Source organism: Pseudovibrio sp. Tun.PSC04-5.I4, assembly GCF_900104145.1.
Lineage (GTDB): Bacteria > Pseudomonadota > Alphaproteobacteria > Rhizobiales > Stappiaceae > Pseudovibrio.
On record NZ_FNLB01000006.1, the window covers coordinates 4515001 to 4532363 of the forward strand.

General features: G+C 54.1%; 12 protein-coding genes, 1 tRNA gene and 2 rRNA genes (1 of these 15 running past the window's edge). 10 read left to right on the plus strand and 5 right to left on the minus strand.

All coding sequences use genetic code 11. From position 1 onward, the window contains the following. The 9 genes from BLS62_RS26245 to BLS62_RS26290 all read left to right on the plus strand — a co-directional run. Positions 1–1932, plus strand: a 23S ribosomal RNA gene (locus tag BLS62_RS26245) (it extends 798 nt beyond the left edge of the window). Between the two features lie 274 nt (positions 1933–2206). Further along, positions 2207–2321 (plus strand): 5S ribosomal RNA (rrf, locus tag BLS62_RS26250). 74 nt (positions 2322–2395) lie between these two features. Continuing rightward, positions 2396–2472 (plus strand) — tRNA-Met (locus BLS62_RS26255). A gap of 661 nt (positions 2473–3133) precedes the next feature. Then, positions 3134–4672, plus strand: coding sequence for a type I restriction-modification system subunit M (locus BLS62_RS26265; RefSeq protein ID WP_093188249.1), 1539 nt, complete (start codon positions 3134–3136; stop codon positions 4670–4672). Beyond that, positions 4669–6174: a type I restriction-modification system subunit M gene (locus tag BLS62_RS26270; protein ID WP_093188252.1), complete on the plus strand. Its 1506-nt coding sequence runs from the start codon at positions 4669–4671 to the stop codon at positions 6172–6174. Before BLS62_RS26265 ends, BLS62_RS26270 begins: the two co-directional genes overlap by 4 nt. After that, positions 6167–7345: a restriction endonuclease subunit S gene (locus BLS62_RS26275; RefSeq protein ID WP_093188255.1), complete on the plus strand. Its 1179-nt coding sequence runs from the start codon at positions 6167–6169 to the stop codon at positions 7343–7345. The genes BLS62_RS26270 and BLS62_RS26275 overlap by 8 nt, the downstream gene beginning before the upstream one ends. Next, positions 7335–7514, plus strand: a complete 180-nt coding sequence (locus BLS62_RS26280) for a hypothetical protein (protein WP_093188258.1) — start codon at positions 7335–7337, stop codon at positions 7512–7514. The genes BLS62_RS26275 and BLS62_RS26280 overlap by 11 nt, the downstream gene beginning before the upstream one ends. Further along, complete coding sequence (locus BLS62_RS26285) at positions 7514–7756, plus strand: HNH endonuclease (RefSeq protein ID WP_093188261.1); 243 nt, start codon at positions 7514–7516, stop codon at positions 7754–7756. Before BLS62_RS26280 ends, BLS62_RS26285 begins: the two co-directional genes overlap by 1 nt. A gap of 56 nt (positions 7757–7812) precedes the next feature. Further along, a complete protein-coding gene (locus BLS62_RS26290) occupies positions 7813–11052 on the plus strand; it encodes a type I restriction endonuclease subunit R (protein WP_200798576.1) in 3240 nt (1079 codons plus the stop codon). A 326-nt stretch (positions 11053–11378) separates the two neighbouring features. Here BLS62_RS26290 and BLS62_RS26295 read toward each other — a convergent pair whose 3' ends face one another. From BLS62_RS26295 to BLS62_RS26310, 5 genes are read right to left on the minus strand one after another with little or no spacing between them, the layout of a single operon-like run. After that, positions 11379–12044 carry a peptidoglycan recognition protein family protein gene (locus BLS62_RS26295; protein WP_208991100.1) on the minus strand — a complete coding sequence of 222 codons (666 nt, stop codon included), beginning with the start codon at positions 12042–12044 and terminating at the stop codon, positions 11379–11381. A gap of 56 nt (positions 12045–12100) precedes the next feature. Continuing rightward, on the minus strand, positions 12101–12259 hold the full coding sequence (locus tag BLS62_RS31115; protein ID WP_159436576.1) for a hypothetical protein: 159 nt from the start codon (positions 12257–12259) through the stop codon (positions 12101–12103). Continuing rightward, positions 12256–12477: a hypothetical protein gene (locus BLS62_RS26300; RefSeq protein WP_093188267.1), complete on the minus strand. Its 222-nt coding sequence runs from the start codon at positions 12475–12477 to the stop codon at positions 12256–12258. The genes BLS62_RS31115 and BLS62_RS26300 overlap by 4 nt, the downstream gene beginning before the upstream one ends. Then, positions 12474–13223 carry a DUF2793 domain-containing protein gene (locus tag BLS62_RS26305; protein WP_093188270.1) on the minus strand — a complete coding sequence of 250 codons (750 nt, stop codon included), beginning with the start codon at positions 13221–13223 and terminating at the stop codon, positions 12474–12476. The genes BLS62_RS26300 and BLS62_RS26305 overlap by 4 nt, the downstream gene beginning before the upstream one ends. A gap of 10 nt (positions 13224–13233) precedes the next feature. Then, a complete protein-coding gene (locus tag BLS62_RS26310) occupies positions 13234–17196 on the minus strand; it encodes a baseplate multidomain protein megatron (RefSeq protein ID WP_093188272.1) in 3963 nt (1320 codons plus the stop codon). Between BLS62_RS26310 and BLS62_RS32650 the strand changes: the two genes are divergently transcribed. Continuing rightward, entirely contained in the window at positions 17195–17329 is a 135-nt protein-coding gene (locus tag BLS62_RS32650; RefSeq protein ID WP_280141883.1) for a hypothetical protein, read from the plus strand. The genes BLS62_RS26310 and BLS62_RS32650 overlap by 2 nt on opposite strands. The last annotated feature ends 34 nt before the right edge of the window (positions 17330–17363 follow it).

A 17363-nucleotide genomic window follows, 5' to 3' on the forward strand; every position in this document is an offset into this window, starting at 1 on the left:
ATTTAGGTAGAGCGTCGAGTGAATACTCCTGGGGGTAGAGCACTGGATGGGCTATGGGGGCTCACCGCCTTACTGATCCTAACCAAACTCCGAATACCAGGAAGTACTACTCGGCAGACACACAGTGGGTGCTAACGTCCATTGTGGAGAGGGAAACAACCCTGACCGCCAGTTAAGGTCCCTAAGTTATGGCTAAGTGGGAAAGGATGTAGAGATCCCAAAACAACCAGGATGTTGGCTTAGAAGCAGCCATCATTTAAAGAAAGCGTAACAGCTCACTGGTCTAAATAAGGGTCTCCGCGCCGAAAATGTACCGGGGCTCAAGCCATACACCGAAACTGCGGGCTTAGTTTATCTAAGCGGTAGCGGAGCGTTCTGTAGGCCGATGAAGGTGGACCCGTGAGGGCTGCTGGAGGTATCAGAAGTGCGAATGCTGACATGAGTAACGATAAAGAGGGTGAGAGACCCTCTCGCCGAAAGTCCAAGGGTTCCTGCGCAACGCTAATCGGCGCAGGGTTAGCCGGCCCCTAAGGCGAGGCCGAAAGGCGTAGTCGATGGGAACGGGGTTAATATTCCCCGGCCTGTGGGTAGTGACGGATGCCGTGTATCGTATCTCCTTATTGGATTGGAGATGCGGTGAAGGTGTTCCAGGAAATAGCTCCCACGATAAGACCGTACCCTAAACCGACACAGGTGGACAGGTAGAGTATACCAAGGCGCTTGAGAGAACTGTGCTGAAGGAACTCGGCAAATTGCTCCCGTAAGTTCGCGAGAAGGGAGCCCAATGCGAAGGCAACTTTGTATTGGGGGCACAGAATTGGGGGTTGCGACTGTTTATCAAAAACACAGGGCTCTGCGAAGCCGCAAGGCGACGTATAGGGTCTGACGCCTGCCCGGTGCTGGAAGGTTAAGAGGAGTTGTGCAAGCAGCGAATTGAAGCCCCAGTAAACGGCGGCCGTAACTATAACGGTCCTAAGGTAGCGAAATTCCTTGTCGGGTAAGTTCCGACCTGCACGAATGGCGTAACGACTTCCCCGCTGTCTCCAGCACAGACTCAGTGAAATTGAATTCCCCGTGAAGATGCGGGGTTCCTGCGGTTAGACGGAAAGACCCCGTGCACCTTTACTACAGCTTCACACTGATATTCGTGATGACATGTGTAGGATAGGTGGTAGACGTTGAAACCAAGGCGCCAGCTTTGGTGGAGTCATCCTTGAAATACCACCCTTGTCCTCATGGATATCTAACCGCGGTACTACAATACCCGGGACCGTGTGTGGCGGGTAGTTTGACTGGGGCGGTCGCCTCCCAAATGGTAACGGAGGCGCGCGAAGGTAGGCTCAGAGCGGTCGGAAATCGCTCGTTGAGTGCAATGGCATAAGCCTGCCTGACTGCGAGACTGACAAGTCGAGCAGAGACGAAAGTCGGTCATAGTGATCCGGTGGTCCCTCGTGGAAGGGCCATCGCTCAACGGATAAAAGGTACGCCGGGGATAACAGGCTGATGATGCCCAAGAGTCCATATCGACGGCATTGTTTGGCACCTCGATGTCGGCTCATCACATCCTGGGGCTGGAGCAGGTCCCAAGGGTTTGGCTGTTCGCCAATTAAAGTGGTACGTGAGCTGGGTTCAGAACGTCGCGAGACAGTTCGGTCCCTATCTGCCGTGGGTGTAGGAATATTGAGAGGATCTGTCCCTAGTACGAGAGGACCGGGATGGACGTACCTCTGGTGGACCTGTTGTGGCGCCAGCCGCATTGCAGGGTAGCTATGTACGGAAGGGATAACCGCTGAAGGCATCTAAGCGGGAAACCCACCTTGAAACTAGTATTCCCTTGAGAGCCGTGGAAGACCACCACGTTGATAGGAGGCATGTGGAAGCATAGTAATATGCGAAGCTGAGCCTTACTAATAGCTCGATTGGCTTGATCACTCCCATTAAGCTATAATCACAAATGACAAACTTCTAAGTTTGTCACATAGGCCTGCTCAAAAAAGCAGATAAGCCTATGGATGAAAATGACAAATACTAAGCCAGTCACTTGGCTAACAAAATAGACCAGTTCAATATACAAGATCAGATAGATGACGCTAATCATCAATCTGAAAGATGCTTGAAACCTCAAGCCGTGGATCGTAAACCAAGATCCGCCTGAGGTGCAAAGCACTCTCAGACAAGCTGATCGCAATTATGTATGTTTATCCTGCCCGGTGGCTATGGCGGGGCGCCCCCACCCGATCCCATCCCGAACTCGGAAGTGAAACGCCCCTGCGCCAATGGTACTTCGTCTCAAGACGCGGGAGAGTAGGGCGCTGCCGGGCATGATAAACATACAAAATATCTTCAAAATAACCAGAATACATAAGGGCAACATAGTGCCCAATACTAAGTTTACCGCGGGGTGGAGCAGCCCGGTAGCTCGTCAGGCTCATAACCTGAAGGTCGCAAGTTCAAATCTTGCCCCCGCAACCAAATAAAGATCGAAAGATCAACAACATAACAAAAGCCCTGAACCTCTGGTTCAGGGCTTTTTGCGTTCGCGTCAACACCACGTCAACAAAAGACACGTTCTCCAGCAGCTTACTCAGTAGATGTGGGTGGGAAATGACAGCCGCAGTTGCAGTCAGTGCGGGGGAGAGTCTCCAAGGCAGGCGTAGTGAGGCATTTACCGCAAAGCATAGTTTCGGCTGGGGGGATTGCCACCTACTCAGTGCTGCTTATTTTCCTTTGGATGTTCGCTGCCTGAAGAGGAACTCGTGGGAGCTATCTTGCTTTGAGTTGAATAAGCTGATCAGGATGAATCCGTGACCAATTATTATGGTTGAAAGATCATCATCGGACCTGTGCTCCCGCAAGACTTGAAATGTGAATATTAGTGCAAACACTTTACAGGTGAAGAACATCTTCAATAGTCTCACAGGCTTGGAAATTTGGCATTGCTCGCCGCCAGAAAGAACTATAAAGCTCAATACTTCGAGCCTAAGCGCAAGAAACGAATCTACGCAGACTTGAACAATGTCGTGGCATTTGACACCACAAAATGAGTTCTAGACCAGGAATACTGGCGCGTCGAACATATCAAAGTGTAACACTTCGCTATGGTTGACGCAGCCACACAAATTTGGACGATTGTATGAAAGACGCAGCCGGAAGCTTAGCAGTGGGCAAACAACCATGTGGAGCAAGCCAACTCAAGTCTGCATTGTGGGAAGCGGCCAACACTCTGCGTGGCTCGGCCGTTGATCGCACTGATTGGAAGGGCTACATTCTCCCGCTGCTTTTCTTTAAGCGCATATCAGATGTCTGGAATGAAGAAACGTCCGAGGCACAAAAGACCTACGGTGAAGCTGATCCTTCCATGTTTCCCGAGGTTCATCGCTTTGTTGTTCCGGACGGCTGCCATTGGAATGATGTTCGTGAAGTCGCATCAAACGTGGGCGCTGCGTTGCTACGTGCAATGCAGGAGATTGAGCGAACCAATCCAGATACCCTTTTCCGCGTCTTTGGTACGGCTGACTGGGGTAACAAAGAGAAATTTTCCGATGAGCTATTAAAAGATTTGATTGAAGGCTTTTCGGAAATTCAACTCGGAAACACTGCGGTCAGCACTGATGTTCTTGGCGACGCATACGAGTACCTGATCGGTAAGTTCGCGGATGTCACACGGCGCAATAAGGCAGGCGAGTTCTACACGCCGCGTAGCGTCGTTCGTACGATGGTGGAGATTCTCGATCCTCAAGAGAGTGAAAGTATCTACGACCCAGCTTGCGGAACGGGTGGCATGTTGCTTGGTGCAATCGAGCACGTTATTCGCAAAGGCGGTGACCCCCGAACATTTTATGGCAAGATTTATGGCCAGGAGAAGAACCTAACCACATCGGCAATTGCGCGGATGAACTTGGTTCTACACGGGATCGAAGATTTTCAAATTGCTCGTGAAGACACCCTTCGCAGCCCGGCCTTCACTGATTCCAGCACAGGTGGAACCGCGACCTTCGACTGCGTGATCGCCAATCCTCCGTTTTCGCTGAAGGAATGGGGGCGAGAGCTCTGGGAGGCTGATCCCTGGGGTCGTGCTCAGTATGGAATCCCGCCGGAAAGTTACGGCGACTACGCCTTTGTCCAACACATGATCGCATCGATGGCCCAGACCGGAAACGCTCGGATGGCCGTTGTGCTCCCGCAGGGAGCTTTGTTCAGAAAATCCGCCGAGGGCAACATCCGCCAGGCGCTGCTTGAGAATGACATGATCGAAGCGGTCATCGGTCTCGCGCCTAACCTGTTCTATGGCACACAACTAGCCGGTTGCGTTGTGGTCCTGCGGCGTAAGAAGCCGGCAGAGCGCAAGAACAAGGTTCTAATCATCGACGCATCCAGTCTATTCCGAAAAGGCCGGGCGCAAAACTTCCTAGACCATGATCACAGCGAACAGATCGTATCGTGGTATCGCGCCTTCCAGGATGTGGAGGATCGTGCGAAGGTCGCGACCATTGACGAGATCAAGAAAGAGGGCTGGACGCTCAACATCTCCCGCTACGTACTCCCTCCCATAGGTGAGGATATTCCGCCGCTTCCCGAGGCAGTCGATGCTTTTAAGTCGGCCCTTGCGGACGCGCGCGTAGCCGAGGATCACCTGCGCAAGGTTCTGACCGAGGGAGGCTGGCTGCAATGACTGAACACCTCTCACAGCGAGAACTCGAAAGCTATCTCTGGGGTGCAGCGACGCTGCTCCGGGGTCTCGTCGATGCCAGCGATTACAAGCAGTACATTTTCCCGCTGATGTTCTTCAAACGCCTCTCGGATGTTTGGGACGAGGATTATCAGGAAGCGCTCCTTGAGACCAAAGACGAAGGCTATGCGACCGCCACGGCTAACGACCGCTTCGTCATCCCCGAAGGCGCGCATTGGAACAACGTGCGCAGTGCGCCAAAGGACGTAGGGCGAGCAATGCTCTCGGCATTCCTGGCCATCGAGGCCGCCAACCCGGAGCGGCTGCGGGGCGTTTTTGGCAACGCCAACTGGACCGACAAGGGCCAGATGCCCGATGCTACGCTTAAGAATCTGATTGAGCACTTCTCCAAGCACGAACTCACGCTGGCCGCCGTACCTGAGGATGAGCTCGGCAACGGCTATGAATACCTGATCAAGAAATTCGCCGACGACAGCGGCCACACCGCGCAGGAGTTCTACACCAACCGCACGCTGGTGCATCTGATGGCGCAGATGCTGGAACCGCAGCCAGGCGAGAACATCTACGACCCGACCTGCGGCACCGGCGGCATGCTGATCTCCTGCCTTGCCGAAGCCAAGCGGCGCGGCGGCGACACGCGGACCATGGGCCTTTACGGGCAGGAGCTGATCACCATCACCGCCGCCATTGCTCGGATGAACCTCGTCATCCACGGTGTGTCGGACTTCCAGATTACCAGCGGCAACACGCTGGCCGCCCCCGCCTTCACGCAAGGCGACAAACTACGCACCTTCGATGTGGTCCTCGCCAATCCGCCGTACTCCATTAAGAAATGGAACCGCGGCGCGTGGGAAAAGGATGCCTGGGGGCGCAATTCCCTCGGCACCCCTCCACAAGGGCGTGCGGATTACGCCTTCTTTCAGCACATTCTACAAAGTATGGACCCGGAAACCGGGCGATGCGCAATCCTGTTCCCACATGGTGTGCTCTTCCGTAATGAGGAGGCCGAGATGCGACGCAAGCTGATTGAGGCCGATCTGGTGGAATGCGTGCTCGGGCTTGGACCGGGGCTGTTCTACAACTCGCCGATGGAGGCCTGCGTCATCCTCTGCCGCAGTAAGAAGCCCGCCGACCGGCAAGGGCGTATCCTGTTCATTGACGCGGTGGCCGAAATTGCCAGAACTGACCAGAGCTTCCTTCGGCCAGAACATCAGACACGCATCCTTGTTGCCTATCAGGATTTCACCAATGCAGCGGGGTTCGCAAGCGTTGTCAGCACCGCCGATGTACTGGCAGCCGAGGGCAACCTGTCCATCGCCCGTTATGTTAAAAAGCCCAAGAAAGAAGTGGCGGTAGGCGATGCCGTGACCCTGACTGCCGCTTGGGATATCTTCGATACCGAAGCGCGCGGCTTCTGGGCTGGCATGGATACTCTGGTCGATATGCTCGACCGGTTGGAACTTATGGAAGATGCCGATGCTTGAGCGTCCATCAAAACTGACCTCCTACCGCTTCGATCAACTGGCGGATCATATCAGTCAGCGTGTGATGCCCGCAGAGGCGGATGTCGAACGCTATGTCGGACTGGAGCACCTTGACCCCGACAGCCTGCGCATTCGCCGTTGGGGTGACCCAAGCGAGGTGGAGTCGACCAAACTGCGGTTCGAGGCGGGCGACATTATCTTTGGCAAGCGCCGCGTCTATCAGCGCAAGGTCGCGGTGGCCGATACCGAAGGCATATGTTCCGCGCATGCAATGGTGCTGCGGGCCAAGCCAGATACCGTGCTGCCAGAGTTTCTGCCGTTCTTCATGCAGAGCGAATTGTTCATGGAAAGGGCGCTGAGCATTTCGGTTGGCTCGCTCTCACCTACAATCAACTGGAGGGCGCTGGCGAAGGAAGAATTCCTGCTGCCGTCGATCCAAGAGCAGGTGCGGTATGTAGAAGCCTTTCAGGCTATGAGTTCGAGCATTGAGTGTCATAAAGAGCTACTTTCTCAATTTGATCCACTTCTTCAAAGACACTTTGGAAATGTCATCGAGGGCGACATTGGCTCTATCCCGGAATGCATTCGAGGGTCGTTGGACGTTTCAAATTGGAAGAGGAAGTCTTTAGGTGAGTTGTGCGTCTTGGGTTCTGGTAACGGCTTTCGGCCAAAAGACTGGTCGGAACGCGGAATGCCAATAATTCGGATTCAAAATGTGCGAGGAAGTGCGGACTTCAATTACTTTGCCGGAGAAACAGAGCCGAAGTGGATTGTAGAGCCAGGCGAGCTTTTGTTCTCATGGGCTGGCGTTCCGGGAGTTTCCTTCGGTCCGGGAATTTGGAATGGCCCAACTGCAGTATTAAATCAGCATATCTATCGCGTAACGCCGAAGGATTTTGTAGACAGGGATTGGCTCTATGAAGTTCTTCTATACATCACGCCAAAAATCGAACGCCGGGCGCACGGATTCAAGAGTTCGCTTCTTCACATCAAGAAAATTGAATTCACATCTCAAAGTGTGCTTGTTCCGACGCTTGATGATCAAAGAATACTTGCACATTGGATTCAGGGTCTTCGCCAGCAGCGAAATGACGTAAAGTCACGAACTGGTGAGCTCCGAACGATGTTGAAATGTCTCCAAGACGAATTGACGCCGAACTATGACCTTTAACGAAGCCAACACCGTCGAAGCTTTCATCCGCGACCGCCTCACCGGGACGATCAGCCCAACCACCGTTACACCCGGCCTTGCCCGGCAGGGTGGCAAGATCTCCGGGCTCGGCTGGCATTTCGTCGGCCCGACCGACCTGCCGTGTCAGTCTCTGGAGGCTTCTGCTTGATGTCTTCGCGCCCACCGATCCCAACCGATATTTCACGCGATCTCATGGTCGAATGTGGTCATCGTTGTTGCGTTTGTGGTGAGCATGTCTCACTTGAACAAGCCCATATTATTCCTTGGGCGAAAACCAAGGATCATTCATTTGAGAACCTGATCGTCCTCTGTAGCCTTTGTCACAAAAAGTCCCACGATGAAAACTGGGACAAGAAGACGATGCAGGCCTACAAAGCGAAACCATGGTAGCCCGTTACAGGGGGGCTCCTGACACGCTCGGGTCAAAGCAAGTCCTGACGCTGAAGTTGGACACGACAAAGGAAGAATTCGAAGAAGAGAAGTTGCGTATTTTGGCAGCTGTCTCAGCAGTGCTGGATGCATGCCCGAAGGACATATTCGTCGTGTCCGTAGAGCAGGGCAGTATCCTTCTGACCGTGTCGGTGCCCGCAGCCGCTTCCCATAATTTGCTTCTCTCCCCGAAGGCGCATGAGCAACTGTGTGAGCTTTTGAAACCAATCAAGTTAATTAGTATTTTAGCCGATGGCGATGTGCATAAGAATTTTGATCGGAATGGTAGAAGAATGAGTAATTTCAATGAATCTAATACTGTAGAAGCCTTCATCCGGGACCGTCTTGCAGGCAGCGCTGGTCCGGCCACCGTTTCGCCCGGCCGCGCTCGGCAGGGCGGCGCGATTTCCGGCCTTGGCTGGCATTTCGTAGGCCCCTCTGATCTGCCGCGCCAGACACAGGAGGCATTGGTCGAGCCCTACCTACGCGATGCCCTGATCCGCCTGAACCCCGACATCGCCGCCAAACCGGGCCGAGTGGAGGATGTGCTCTACCGCCTGCGTGCCATCGTTATGAGCGCGCGCTCGGACGGGCTGGTGAAGGCCAATGAGGAGTTCGGCGCCTGGATGCTCGGCGAACGCTCCATGCCCTTCGGCCCGAATGGCGAACATGTCACCATCCGCCTGATCGATTTTGACGACATCGAGCAGAACAGCTTTGTCATTACCCAGCAGTTCACCTTCCGCGCTGGCAAGACTGAAAAACGTGCCGATTTGGTGTTGTTGGTGAACGGCCTGCCGCTTGTTCTGATCGAGGCCAAGACGCCGGTCCGCTCCAGCCAGAGCTGGCTCGACGGCGCCCTTCAGGTTCACGATGACTACGAGCAAAATATCCCAGAGCTATTCGTAGCAAATGCCTTCTCGGTTGCCACAGAAGGGAAGGAGTATCGCTATGGCTCCATTCGGATGCCGGTAGATCTCTGGGGTCCTTGGCGCTCAGATGACGACACATTGCAATCATTGGAAGAAGTAGAGAAGGCCGTAGTGGATATGCTGCGGCCTTCTGTGGTTTTGGATCTTCTTGCCAACTTCACAGCCTTTGCTACGCAGAAGGGTAAGCAGCGCATCAAGATTATAGCCCGTTACCAGCAGGTAGAGGGCGTAAACAAGATCGTGGAGCGGGTCGTCGCGGGTCAGCCGCGCAAAGGCCTGATCTGGCATTTTCAAGGGTCAGGCAAATCGCTGTTGATGCTGTTTGCCGCCCGCAAGTTGCGCCTACACCCCGTACTGAAGAACCCGACAGTGTTGGTGGTGGTTGATCGGGTAGATCTAAACAGCCAGATCGCCGGCACATTCTACGCCGCTGATCTGGCAAACTTGGTGCGGCCTGAGAAGCGTAAGGATCTGCAAAAGCTGCTGGAGAATGATACGCGTAAAGTCGTGATTACCAATATCCACCTTTTCGGGGAAGCTGAAGGCGTTCTTAATGATCGCGGTAACGTGATCGTAATGGTCGACGAGGCGCACCGCACGCAGGAAGGCGACTTGGGTCGCAAGATGCGTGAAGCGCTGCCAAACGCGTTCCTGTTCGGCCTGACAGGCACCCCGATCAACCGCGCGGACCGGAACACATTCTACGCCTTCGGCGCGGAGGTCGACGAGAACGGCTACATGAGCCGATACGGACTGAACGAATCCATACGGGATGGTGCTACGAAAGAGTTGCACTTCGAACCGCGACTGGTCGACCTGCACATCGACCAGCAAGCGATTGAGGCTGCCTACGCCGAACTGACTGATGGCTTGACAGACGAGGACAAGGACAAGCTCGGTCGCGCCGCTGCCAAGATGTCGATCCTCGTGAAAGCACCCGAGCGCATTCGCGCAATCTGTGGCGACATCGCCAAGCACTATCAGGAAAAGGTCGCGCCCAACGGGTTCGGTGCACAAGTTGTCACCTTCGACCGTGAAAGCTGCCTGCTCTACAAGCAGGAGCTCGACAAACTCTTGCCGCCTGAAGCGTCAGACATAGTCATGTCGGTCAACAGCGGTGAGGATCAATATGCAACCTATAAACGCGATCGGGACGCGGAAGAAAAGCTCCTTGACCGATTCCGCGACCCCAAGGACCCGCTGAAAATCATCATCGTGACCTCGAAGTTGTTGACGGGCTTCGACGCCCCGATCCTGCAGACGATGTACCTAGACAAGCCGCTGCGCGACCACACGCTGTTGCAAGCGATCTGTCGGACAAACCGTCCTTATGGCGAGCAAAAGACACATGGACTGATAGTAGACTACCTCGGTGTCTTCGACGACGTTGCACAAGCGCTGAAATTCGACGAGAAAGGTGTTCAGAAGGCCGTTTCCAACATCTCAGAACTCGCGGGGATGCTACCGTCGTCAATCCAGAAATGCTTGGAATACTTTGCAGGTGTCGACCGAAATCTCACCGGGTACGAGGGCTTGATCGCAGCGCAGGATTGCCTACCCAATGATGAACGGCGCGACGCGTTTGCATCCGATTTTAGTATTCTCAGTCGTATCTGGGAGGCACTGTCGCCTGATCCCATACTGACGCCGCATGAGAAAGACTACCGCTGGCTTACACAGGTGTATGAGTCATTGAAACCGTCAACCGGCACTGGTCGGCTTCTGTGGCACCGTCTTGGCGCGAAGACTATCGAGTTGATACATGAGAACGTTCATGTTGACGCGGTGCGGGATGATCTCGACACCCTAGTGATGGACGCGGAACTTCTTGAGGCGGTTCTTGGAACCCCCGACCCAGAGAAGAAGGCCAAAGAAATCTCCGTCAAGCTGACAGGGCGCCTTCGAAAACGCTCTGGTAACCCTCAGTATAAGGCACTGGCAGAACGGCTCGAAGACCTTAAGAACCGGCACCAACAAGGACTGTTGCTCAGTATAGATTTTCTGAAGGAATTGTTGGAACTGGCGAAGGATGTAGTGAAAGCAGAGCGTGAAGCACCCGTTGAAGAAGACATTAACCGAGGTAAGGCAGCTCTCACTGAGCTTTTTGAGGAAGCGAAGAACGGAGAAACACCTATCATGGTGCGGCGGATCGTTGATGATATCGACGAACTTGTCCGAGCAGTGCGATTTGATGGATGGCAAAATACCCATGCGGGCGAGCGTGAAGTAAGAAAAGCGCTACGCCAAACTCTTTTCAAATATAAGCTTCATCAAGACGCTGATCTTTTCGAACAAACCTACAGTTACATCGGTGAGTATTACTAGAGTAAATTTGAAATTTGCCGAGCTAAACGTCAGATAAAATTGGGTATATTTGTTATAATAGAACTTCAATCTGGCAAAGTATCAGGTTTGTTGAGATACAGCACGATCTAACATTGGCCTTAGAGAGGTATTTATTGAAATAGTGCAACGCTGTGTTTATGTTTTGACTAAATGTCCGTTCTGGGTAGGTTAAATGAACAAAGCACACAAATGGAAGCGATAGCAAAAGCCCGTAGGCGAGCTAGTTCAACCCACAATGGGCTGTTAAGGCTTCATGCCGTATCTCTTTGCACTTGTCGTGAATGGCTGGAGGAGCTATTGGAAGCTCAGAGCATCACCTCAGCGATGAGGGAGCGTAGCTTGTTACCCACGTCAATCGGATCTCCAGACCCTGACATATCAGGCAACCAGGTAATGTCCCATTTACTGCGCTGTTTGACACCTAGTGTTGGTTCGACCTCTGCATGGGTTAGGACCGAATATGGGCTGACAGGGATTTGATAGGTATCGCAGAGATCTGCAACAGTCTCGGCTAGCGCTTGGATTTGCTCGTGCGTGATTGGATACTTGCCGGCATCAAAGGGAGATTGCTTTGCGTCTGCCATGGCGTCGAGAGCTACGCCTATGGAACCTGTGTTGAGCGCCCTAGTGTGAGCGGCATAGCGTCCATCGCGGCAATTGGTATTGGCCTCCGGTTTAAGCGTACCTGCATGCGTTCGACCTGTCCGGTCAACAATGAGATGATAGTGCTGTCGCTCCAACTCGATGAGGCCATCCGCGCCAGCTGTCCAATGCAGAATGATGCGATGAAGGCCAGAGCGATGAAACAGCTCCTCAACGCGCTTTATGTTCTGCGCCTTCAAAGCTTCAGCAACAGCTGTCCTTGTCTTTGGTCCATCACGACCATCGATGGGACCAGGATCATAACCCAGCGCAGCAAGCTGGGCTTGAGTGTCTCGTGTGGTGTAGATCATGGGAAGTTCTCCAGACATGAAAAAAGCCGCCCTAAGGCAGCTTGAAGAAGCGGTGTATTGAGAATGGATAGGTGTCAGGCTCGGTCTTTTGCTTTTCTGGCTTGAGCTAGTTCCTGAAGCGCTTGGGTGAGTTCCTGGCGTTTTTGGCGCACAGCTATGACGGCTTCTCGGCTGCAGGTCTTGCCTGTCCGTTCCCTAGCTCGTTGCGCGGTTTTCAGGATGCGTTTAATCATGGCGCTTGGATCTCCTCAGTTAAGGCGCGAATGGCTTCAGTGCTCGCTTGTAGGCTTTCAGTGGCTTCCTTTTGGATCTCGCGAAGGGTAGCGTTGTATTCTTTGGTGTCTTCCCTCCACCAATTGAGAACCCGCCATGCAAAGAAGCCCAGACCGACGATAGCAACGGCTGCTGGCCCGCCGCCCAGCACACTGATGATTTCGCCGAAGTTGGTCATGGGGCGTCCAGTACACCGATGCTGAGATAGTGGATGGCCACGCTGACGGTACCGCCAGTGAAGTCGCCACCATTCGCTGTCAGGTGGATAGGCGTGTCTGCATAAAAGCCCTGTGGGCCAATGATGCCCAGGTTGGTACTGCCAGCAGCAACGCCGAGACTGCCACCGAACTTGGAAGGCTCTCCGTTGATGCCGCAGTCAAAAGAGGTGGCACCTGTGATTACCGTCATCGTGCGTGTCGAAACACCAAAGCAAATGGACCGATCTGGAATAGCAATTGTCGTCGCGACGGAAGAGCCCGATAGGCTTGCCAGAGTTTCTTCTAGTACGCCTAGACCTGTTGTACCACCAAGTGGTCCTTTCGCGACCTGTACCAGAGGTGCTGATTTTAGAAGGTTCAGTGCTTCGGGAAGGGCTTTCCAACTCCCTACGGTGTAGACCAGTAGGGTACTTGCTTCCGCATCCCAGGCACGCATGCCGTCGATGGCGGGGAAGCGGAACCAACTGCCATCAGTGTAGAAGGCCACATCCTTCTCCCAGTCCGTCCACACGTCTGTGGCTGGAGCGGCGATGATATAGGCGTCACCTTCATCAGGAGCGCTTGGTGGAGTGGTGGAGGTCGCGTTGATGATGCGCATCTGAACAAGCCCATCGAGCAGGCGAAGAGCTTCATTGTGGGTGATATGCTTTTGAGCCTGCGCTGTCATGATGAAGGGCAGGGCGAGACGAGATGTGGTCTCTGACATGGAAGTGACCTCAGAAATGTAAAGTGGTGGTAAGCGGTGTGCCGCGGCCCAAAGTGTTTGAGAGCTGGTAGATGCGAATGGCAATTGTGGCGCCAATCGTTAACTCGGCGCCGAAGTCCTCAATTTGCTCCGCTCTGATGTAAACCATGCTGGCGGTTGCTGAAGTCAGCGTACGAATGACCGAGCCTTCTTTGAAGATCTCCATCTCATAGGCTTCACTATGCTCGCCTAGCGGGACATCCCGGGGAAGCCAGCTGTCTGCTTCCAATACTCGAGAACGCCTAACCCAAGAGATGGTGAGATCTCCGGGAAGTCGGCCTTTGCGATTGGGCTGGGCAACATGAATAGGTGAGAATGGCTTCAAGCCGTTGGCTTCTGGTGTAAAGCCTAAAGCCAAACTTGCTGGGTCCGACATTGCAGCTCTGCCAGGTACAATGCGCCACTGGAACGGCAAACTAATCTCGCTCAAGGCTATGGGAGTAGGGACCAGGTTATCATCAAGGCGAATGACCCTTGCCCCTGCAGGGATACTGTCACCAATTGCGCTCTCCGTACCACGTTGACCTCTGAGAAGGCGTGAGAGCTTATAGGTGCTCAGCGCAATCAGCTCTGCCTTGCTGGCTTGAATGATCTCCCAGATGTCTTGGGCAGTTTCAATCGCAAAGGCATTGTCACCTGTAAAGAGCTCAAGGTCTGGAATGCTTTCAATAGTGCCTGAAGAGACTGATATGATCAGTTCATTTGCAAGATCAAACCGGGAAGTAGGACCTCGCTTGAAGGGTTCCAGAGTTACCCCGAACTGAGCTGGCGTGGTGATCCGCGCAATGCGCTTAAAGCCGGCGTCCTGCTGGCTGCGATAGACATTCAACGCACCCGGCCAGGGATCCGCATAAGCGGCCATCAAAGGCTGGTGAGCAGGCGTGCTGTCTGAGAGCTGAGGCAGGTCGAGAAATGCAAACAGCGGCTTGCCAAAGACAACCGCCTGAGAAAGGGCGCCATCTGCTCTCTTGCGTGATGGGCCGGGCGGCATGTCGTAGATTTGGCGATCCTGTCTGACACTGGTTAGCTTGCGCTCCACGCCATCATTCACGCTCAGGAGTCTCAGATCATAGCTTCGGCCATCATGGTTCAGCGCAACCACATCTGTTGGATCAAGGGCTAGCTCTGAGGGCGGCAGGGCAAAGCTGGCACCTTCGCGTCCAACCCAAGCTTCTTGCAGGGCGCGGCGCACCCGGCGCTCTGCTTCTTCCGGGGCAACAGCAAGCGGGAAGTTTTCAGAAGATACGCGGCTTGCCTGTACCGTTACCCGCTGCGCTTCCACCTGAATGGCGTCATAGTCCTCATCAGCACGGGCGACAGACCATTTCAAAGCTTGTGGCAGTTCAGTTTCTTGCGCACGTTCAAACTCAATGGGCTCAGCGTCCTTTGGTGCAGCGACCAGATCATCAAGTCCAAGCTGCTTGATGGCACCACGTCCTCTCATCTTGAAATGCAGGATGCCCTCGCTCTCAACCGCATCAAAGCCGAAGTGACGTGCCAGCACCGCGATGGAAGCTCGCGGACTTTGCAAAGCCGAGATCACATAACCTTCCACTGCGCCGTAAAGATCTGAGGTGTCTATCAGCTCTGGATCCAGCCCAGCGCGCTTACATAGATGCTTAACCAGTGCGCCAAGTCCAACTGCTCCGAGCCGTCCTCCAAGCCAATGGCCTAACCGCCAGTTCTCGCCATCTGACCAGACATTGGTGAGCTCTGGGAAGAAGGGGTAGGGCCGTGCATCCCATGTCCAGGCCGAACAGTTGCCAAGGTCCAGCATGGGCTCGCCATAAATACTAGAGGTGGGATTGCTGCCGGGCTCTTGCCAATAACTCAGAGTGGCATCCAGATAGGCGCGCTGGATGGCATCATCACGCCAGGCACGGGAGAAGTATGGAGCTTTGGATTCTGACGATTTGGGATCGATGAACACGTTGGGCTGGTTGGTGGCACGGTCCACAGCGGGACAGCCGAACTCAGTAAACCAAATGGGTTTGCTCTGTGGCACCCAGGCTGTTGGCTCCGCTTCTTCCACACCTCCCGGGCGGTCAAAATGTTGGTTGCCCCACCAGCCTTGCAGATCTTTATAGCGAAACACCCAGGGCTTGTTGTGCGCACCATCAGTGATTGGGGTTCTTACCTGAGCAATGCGAGTAGCATCACTCGCATAAAACCAGTCAAAGCCTTCACCTCCGGCGATGTTGCCCTTCAAATAGCTCTGATCGTAGATATGCGGGTGGGCCTGCGCATCCAAATGATCAAAACCATCACGCCAATCGGAAAGTGGCATGTAATTGTCGATGCCGACAAAATCACAGGCTTCATGCGCCCAAAGGGGATCGAGATGGAAGAAGAGGCCGCCGCTATCATCTTGTGGCCTGAAGCCAAAATACTCGGACCAGTCGGCGGCATAGGAGAGTCTGGTGGCATTCCTCAGTGCAGAGCGTACATCACTTAAAAGACCGGTCCATTGGTCAGTCGCAGGAAAATTGTTTGCAGATCCTCGCACCTGATTAAGGCCGCGCATTTCGGAGCCAATGAGAAAGGCGTCCACATCACCCGCAGCTTTGCAAAGCTGAGCATAGTGCAGGATCATGCGGCGCAGTCCCCAGTCATTGGGAGGGCCAGTCCAGGAGACGTTGGCTCCGCTCACACTGAAATCACCAATGGACGCCGAACCGAACAGTGCAGACACTTGCCCAGTCGCTGCTTCGCCTTTGTCTGGCGAACCAGTAAAGTCCGGAGCAGGGGAACACGTTAGTCTGCCGCGCCAGGGATATGCAGGCTGACCAATGTCACTGGCATCATCGCTGTAGGGATTGGGTAGGGTGTTGTCTGGTGGGATATCCATCAGAATGAAGGGATAGAAGGTCACTCGTAGGCCACGAGCCTTTATCTCTCTTATTGCTTCCACAACGGAAAAGTCAGCAGGCGTGCCGCCAAAGATCGGATCGCCCTTGTCATCACGGCTTACCAGAAAAGCATTAGACCGGCAGACACCATTGACGCTCCAGGACGTGCTGGCATTCTTGGTCGGTTGATCGACGCTAGGGCGGATTTTGCAAGACCCGCATCTGAGGTCATCCCCAAACCAGGCCACCACAAGTGAGATGCTTTGAATGTTGGGGGCTGAAGCTTGCAAGCGATCCAATGCCCCGACGAGATCGGCCTGCGTTGCCTCAGCATTCACATTGATGCCGATGGTTCTGGCACCACCCTCGGTTTTTGTCACCTGCCGCGTGGCATAGACATACTCGCCGGATGCCGGGACTAATGTGACCGACTGCAACCGGCCTTCCGGGGTGCCCTCCAACAGAGGGCGAAACACCTCCACGGTCACCTGCGGAATGCGGTTGCCGTAGCTTTCCAATAACAGCTCTTCAAAGACCAGATAGGCCGCACCGCGATAGGCAGGTGCCTCGCCCATCTTGGCCTTGATGAACGGATCTGGTTCCTGTGTCTCATCGCCCGCATACCAGCGCCAGGTGACGCCTTGTAGGTCCATGAGCTCACCGTCAGCCCATATGCGGCCAATTCCGGTGATGATCCCTTCGCACAGTGCGATGGCGAACGAAGCATAGTAAGCGTAGGTAGTGGTCGTGACCTTCGGCCCTCCGCCTTTGCCACTACCTTCTGTGCGCTGATTGATCTCCTCGCGAAAGTCGGTTGCCCAGATGATGTTGCCGCCCATCCTCATGCGGCCAAACACACGGGGAATGACTGCTCCCTCAGTCGAGGTGGTGACCTGCAAGCGGTTGAGCCGTTGACCCTCGATGGTCTGATTGGGAAGCGTTGTGCTGATCAACCAACTGTCAATATACGAGCCAGCCGCCGCACCAATCGCACCGCCAATGGTGGCAGCGGTCACGCCAAGAAACGAGCCGCCAATGGCTCCGCCCACGGCGGTGCCAACAGCGCCAAGGACAAGTGTAGCCATGGAAAGCCTCTCTTATGATCAGGATTTTGCAGCAATTTTGCTTGGAAATCAGTTTTATAGCGAGGGTGGCCGCTATCATCTGCATAACACGAACGCTGATGTTGCCTTTATTGATGTGACAATTTTAAGTTGATTAAAGGGTTCGACTCGCAAGAGAGAAGTTGTGA

What these genes read in the sequence shown, in the direction of transcription:
- BLS62_RS26275 (WP_093188255.1), top strand. Translation starts at nt 6,167, where the DNA reads ATGCTTGAGCGTCCATCAAAACTGACCTCCTACCGCTTCGATCAACTG.
- BLS62_RS26270 (WP_093188252.1), top strand. Translation starts at nt 4,669, where the DNA reads ATGACTGAACACCTCTCACAGCGAGAACTCGAAAGCTATCTCTGGGGT.
- BLS62_RS26280 (WP_093188258.1), top strand. Translation starts at nt 7,335, where the DNA reads ATGACCTTTAACGAAGCCAACACCGTCGAAGCTTTCATCCGCGACCGC.
- BLS62_RS31115 (WP_159436576.1), bottom strand. Translation starts at nt 12,259, where the DNA reads ATGATTAAACGCATCCTGAAAACCGCGCAACGAGCTAGGGAACGGACA.
- BLS62_RS26265 (WP_093188249.1), top strand. Translation starts at nt 3,134, where the DNA reads ATGAAAGACGCAGCCGGAAGCTTAGCAGTGGGCAAACAACCATGTGGA.
- BLS62_RS26285 (WP_093188261.1), top strand. Translation starts at nt 7,514, where the DNA reads ATGTCTTCGCGCCCACCGATCCCAACCGATATTTCACGCGATCTCATG.
- BLS62_RS26310 (WP_093188272.1), bottom strand. Translation starts at nt 17,196, where the DNA reads ATGGCTACACTTGTCCTTGGCGCTGTTGGCACCGCCGTGGGCGGAGCC.
- BLS62_RS26300 (WP_093188267.1), bottom strand. Translation starts at nt 12,477, where the DNA reads ATGACCAACTTCGGCGAAATCATCAGTGTGCTGGGCGGCGGGCCAGCA.
- BLS62_RS26305 (WP_093188270.1), bottom strand. Translation starts at nt 13,223, where the DNA reads ATGTCAGAGACCACATCTCGTCTCGCCCTGCCCTTCATCATGACAGCG.
- BLS62_RS32650 (WP_280141883.1), top strand. Translation starts at nt 17,195, where the DNA reads ATGGAAAGCCTCTCTTATGATCAGGATTTTGCAGCAATTTTGCTTGGA.
- BLS62_RS26295 (WP_208991100.1), bottom strand. Translation starts at nt 12,044, where the DNA reads ATGTCTGGAGAACTTCCCATGATCTACACCACACGAGACACTCAAGCC.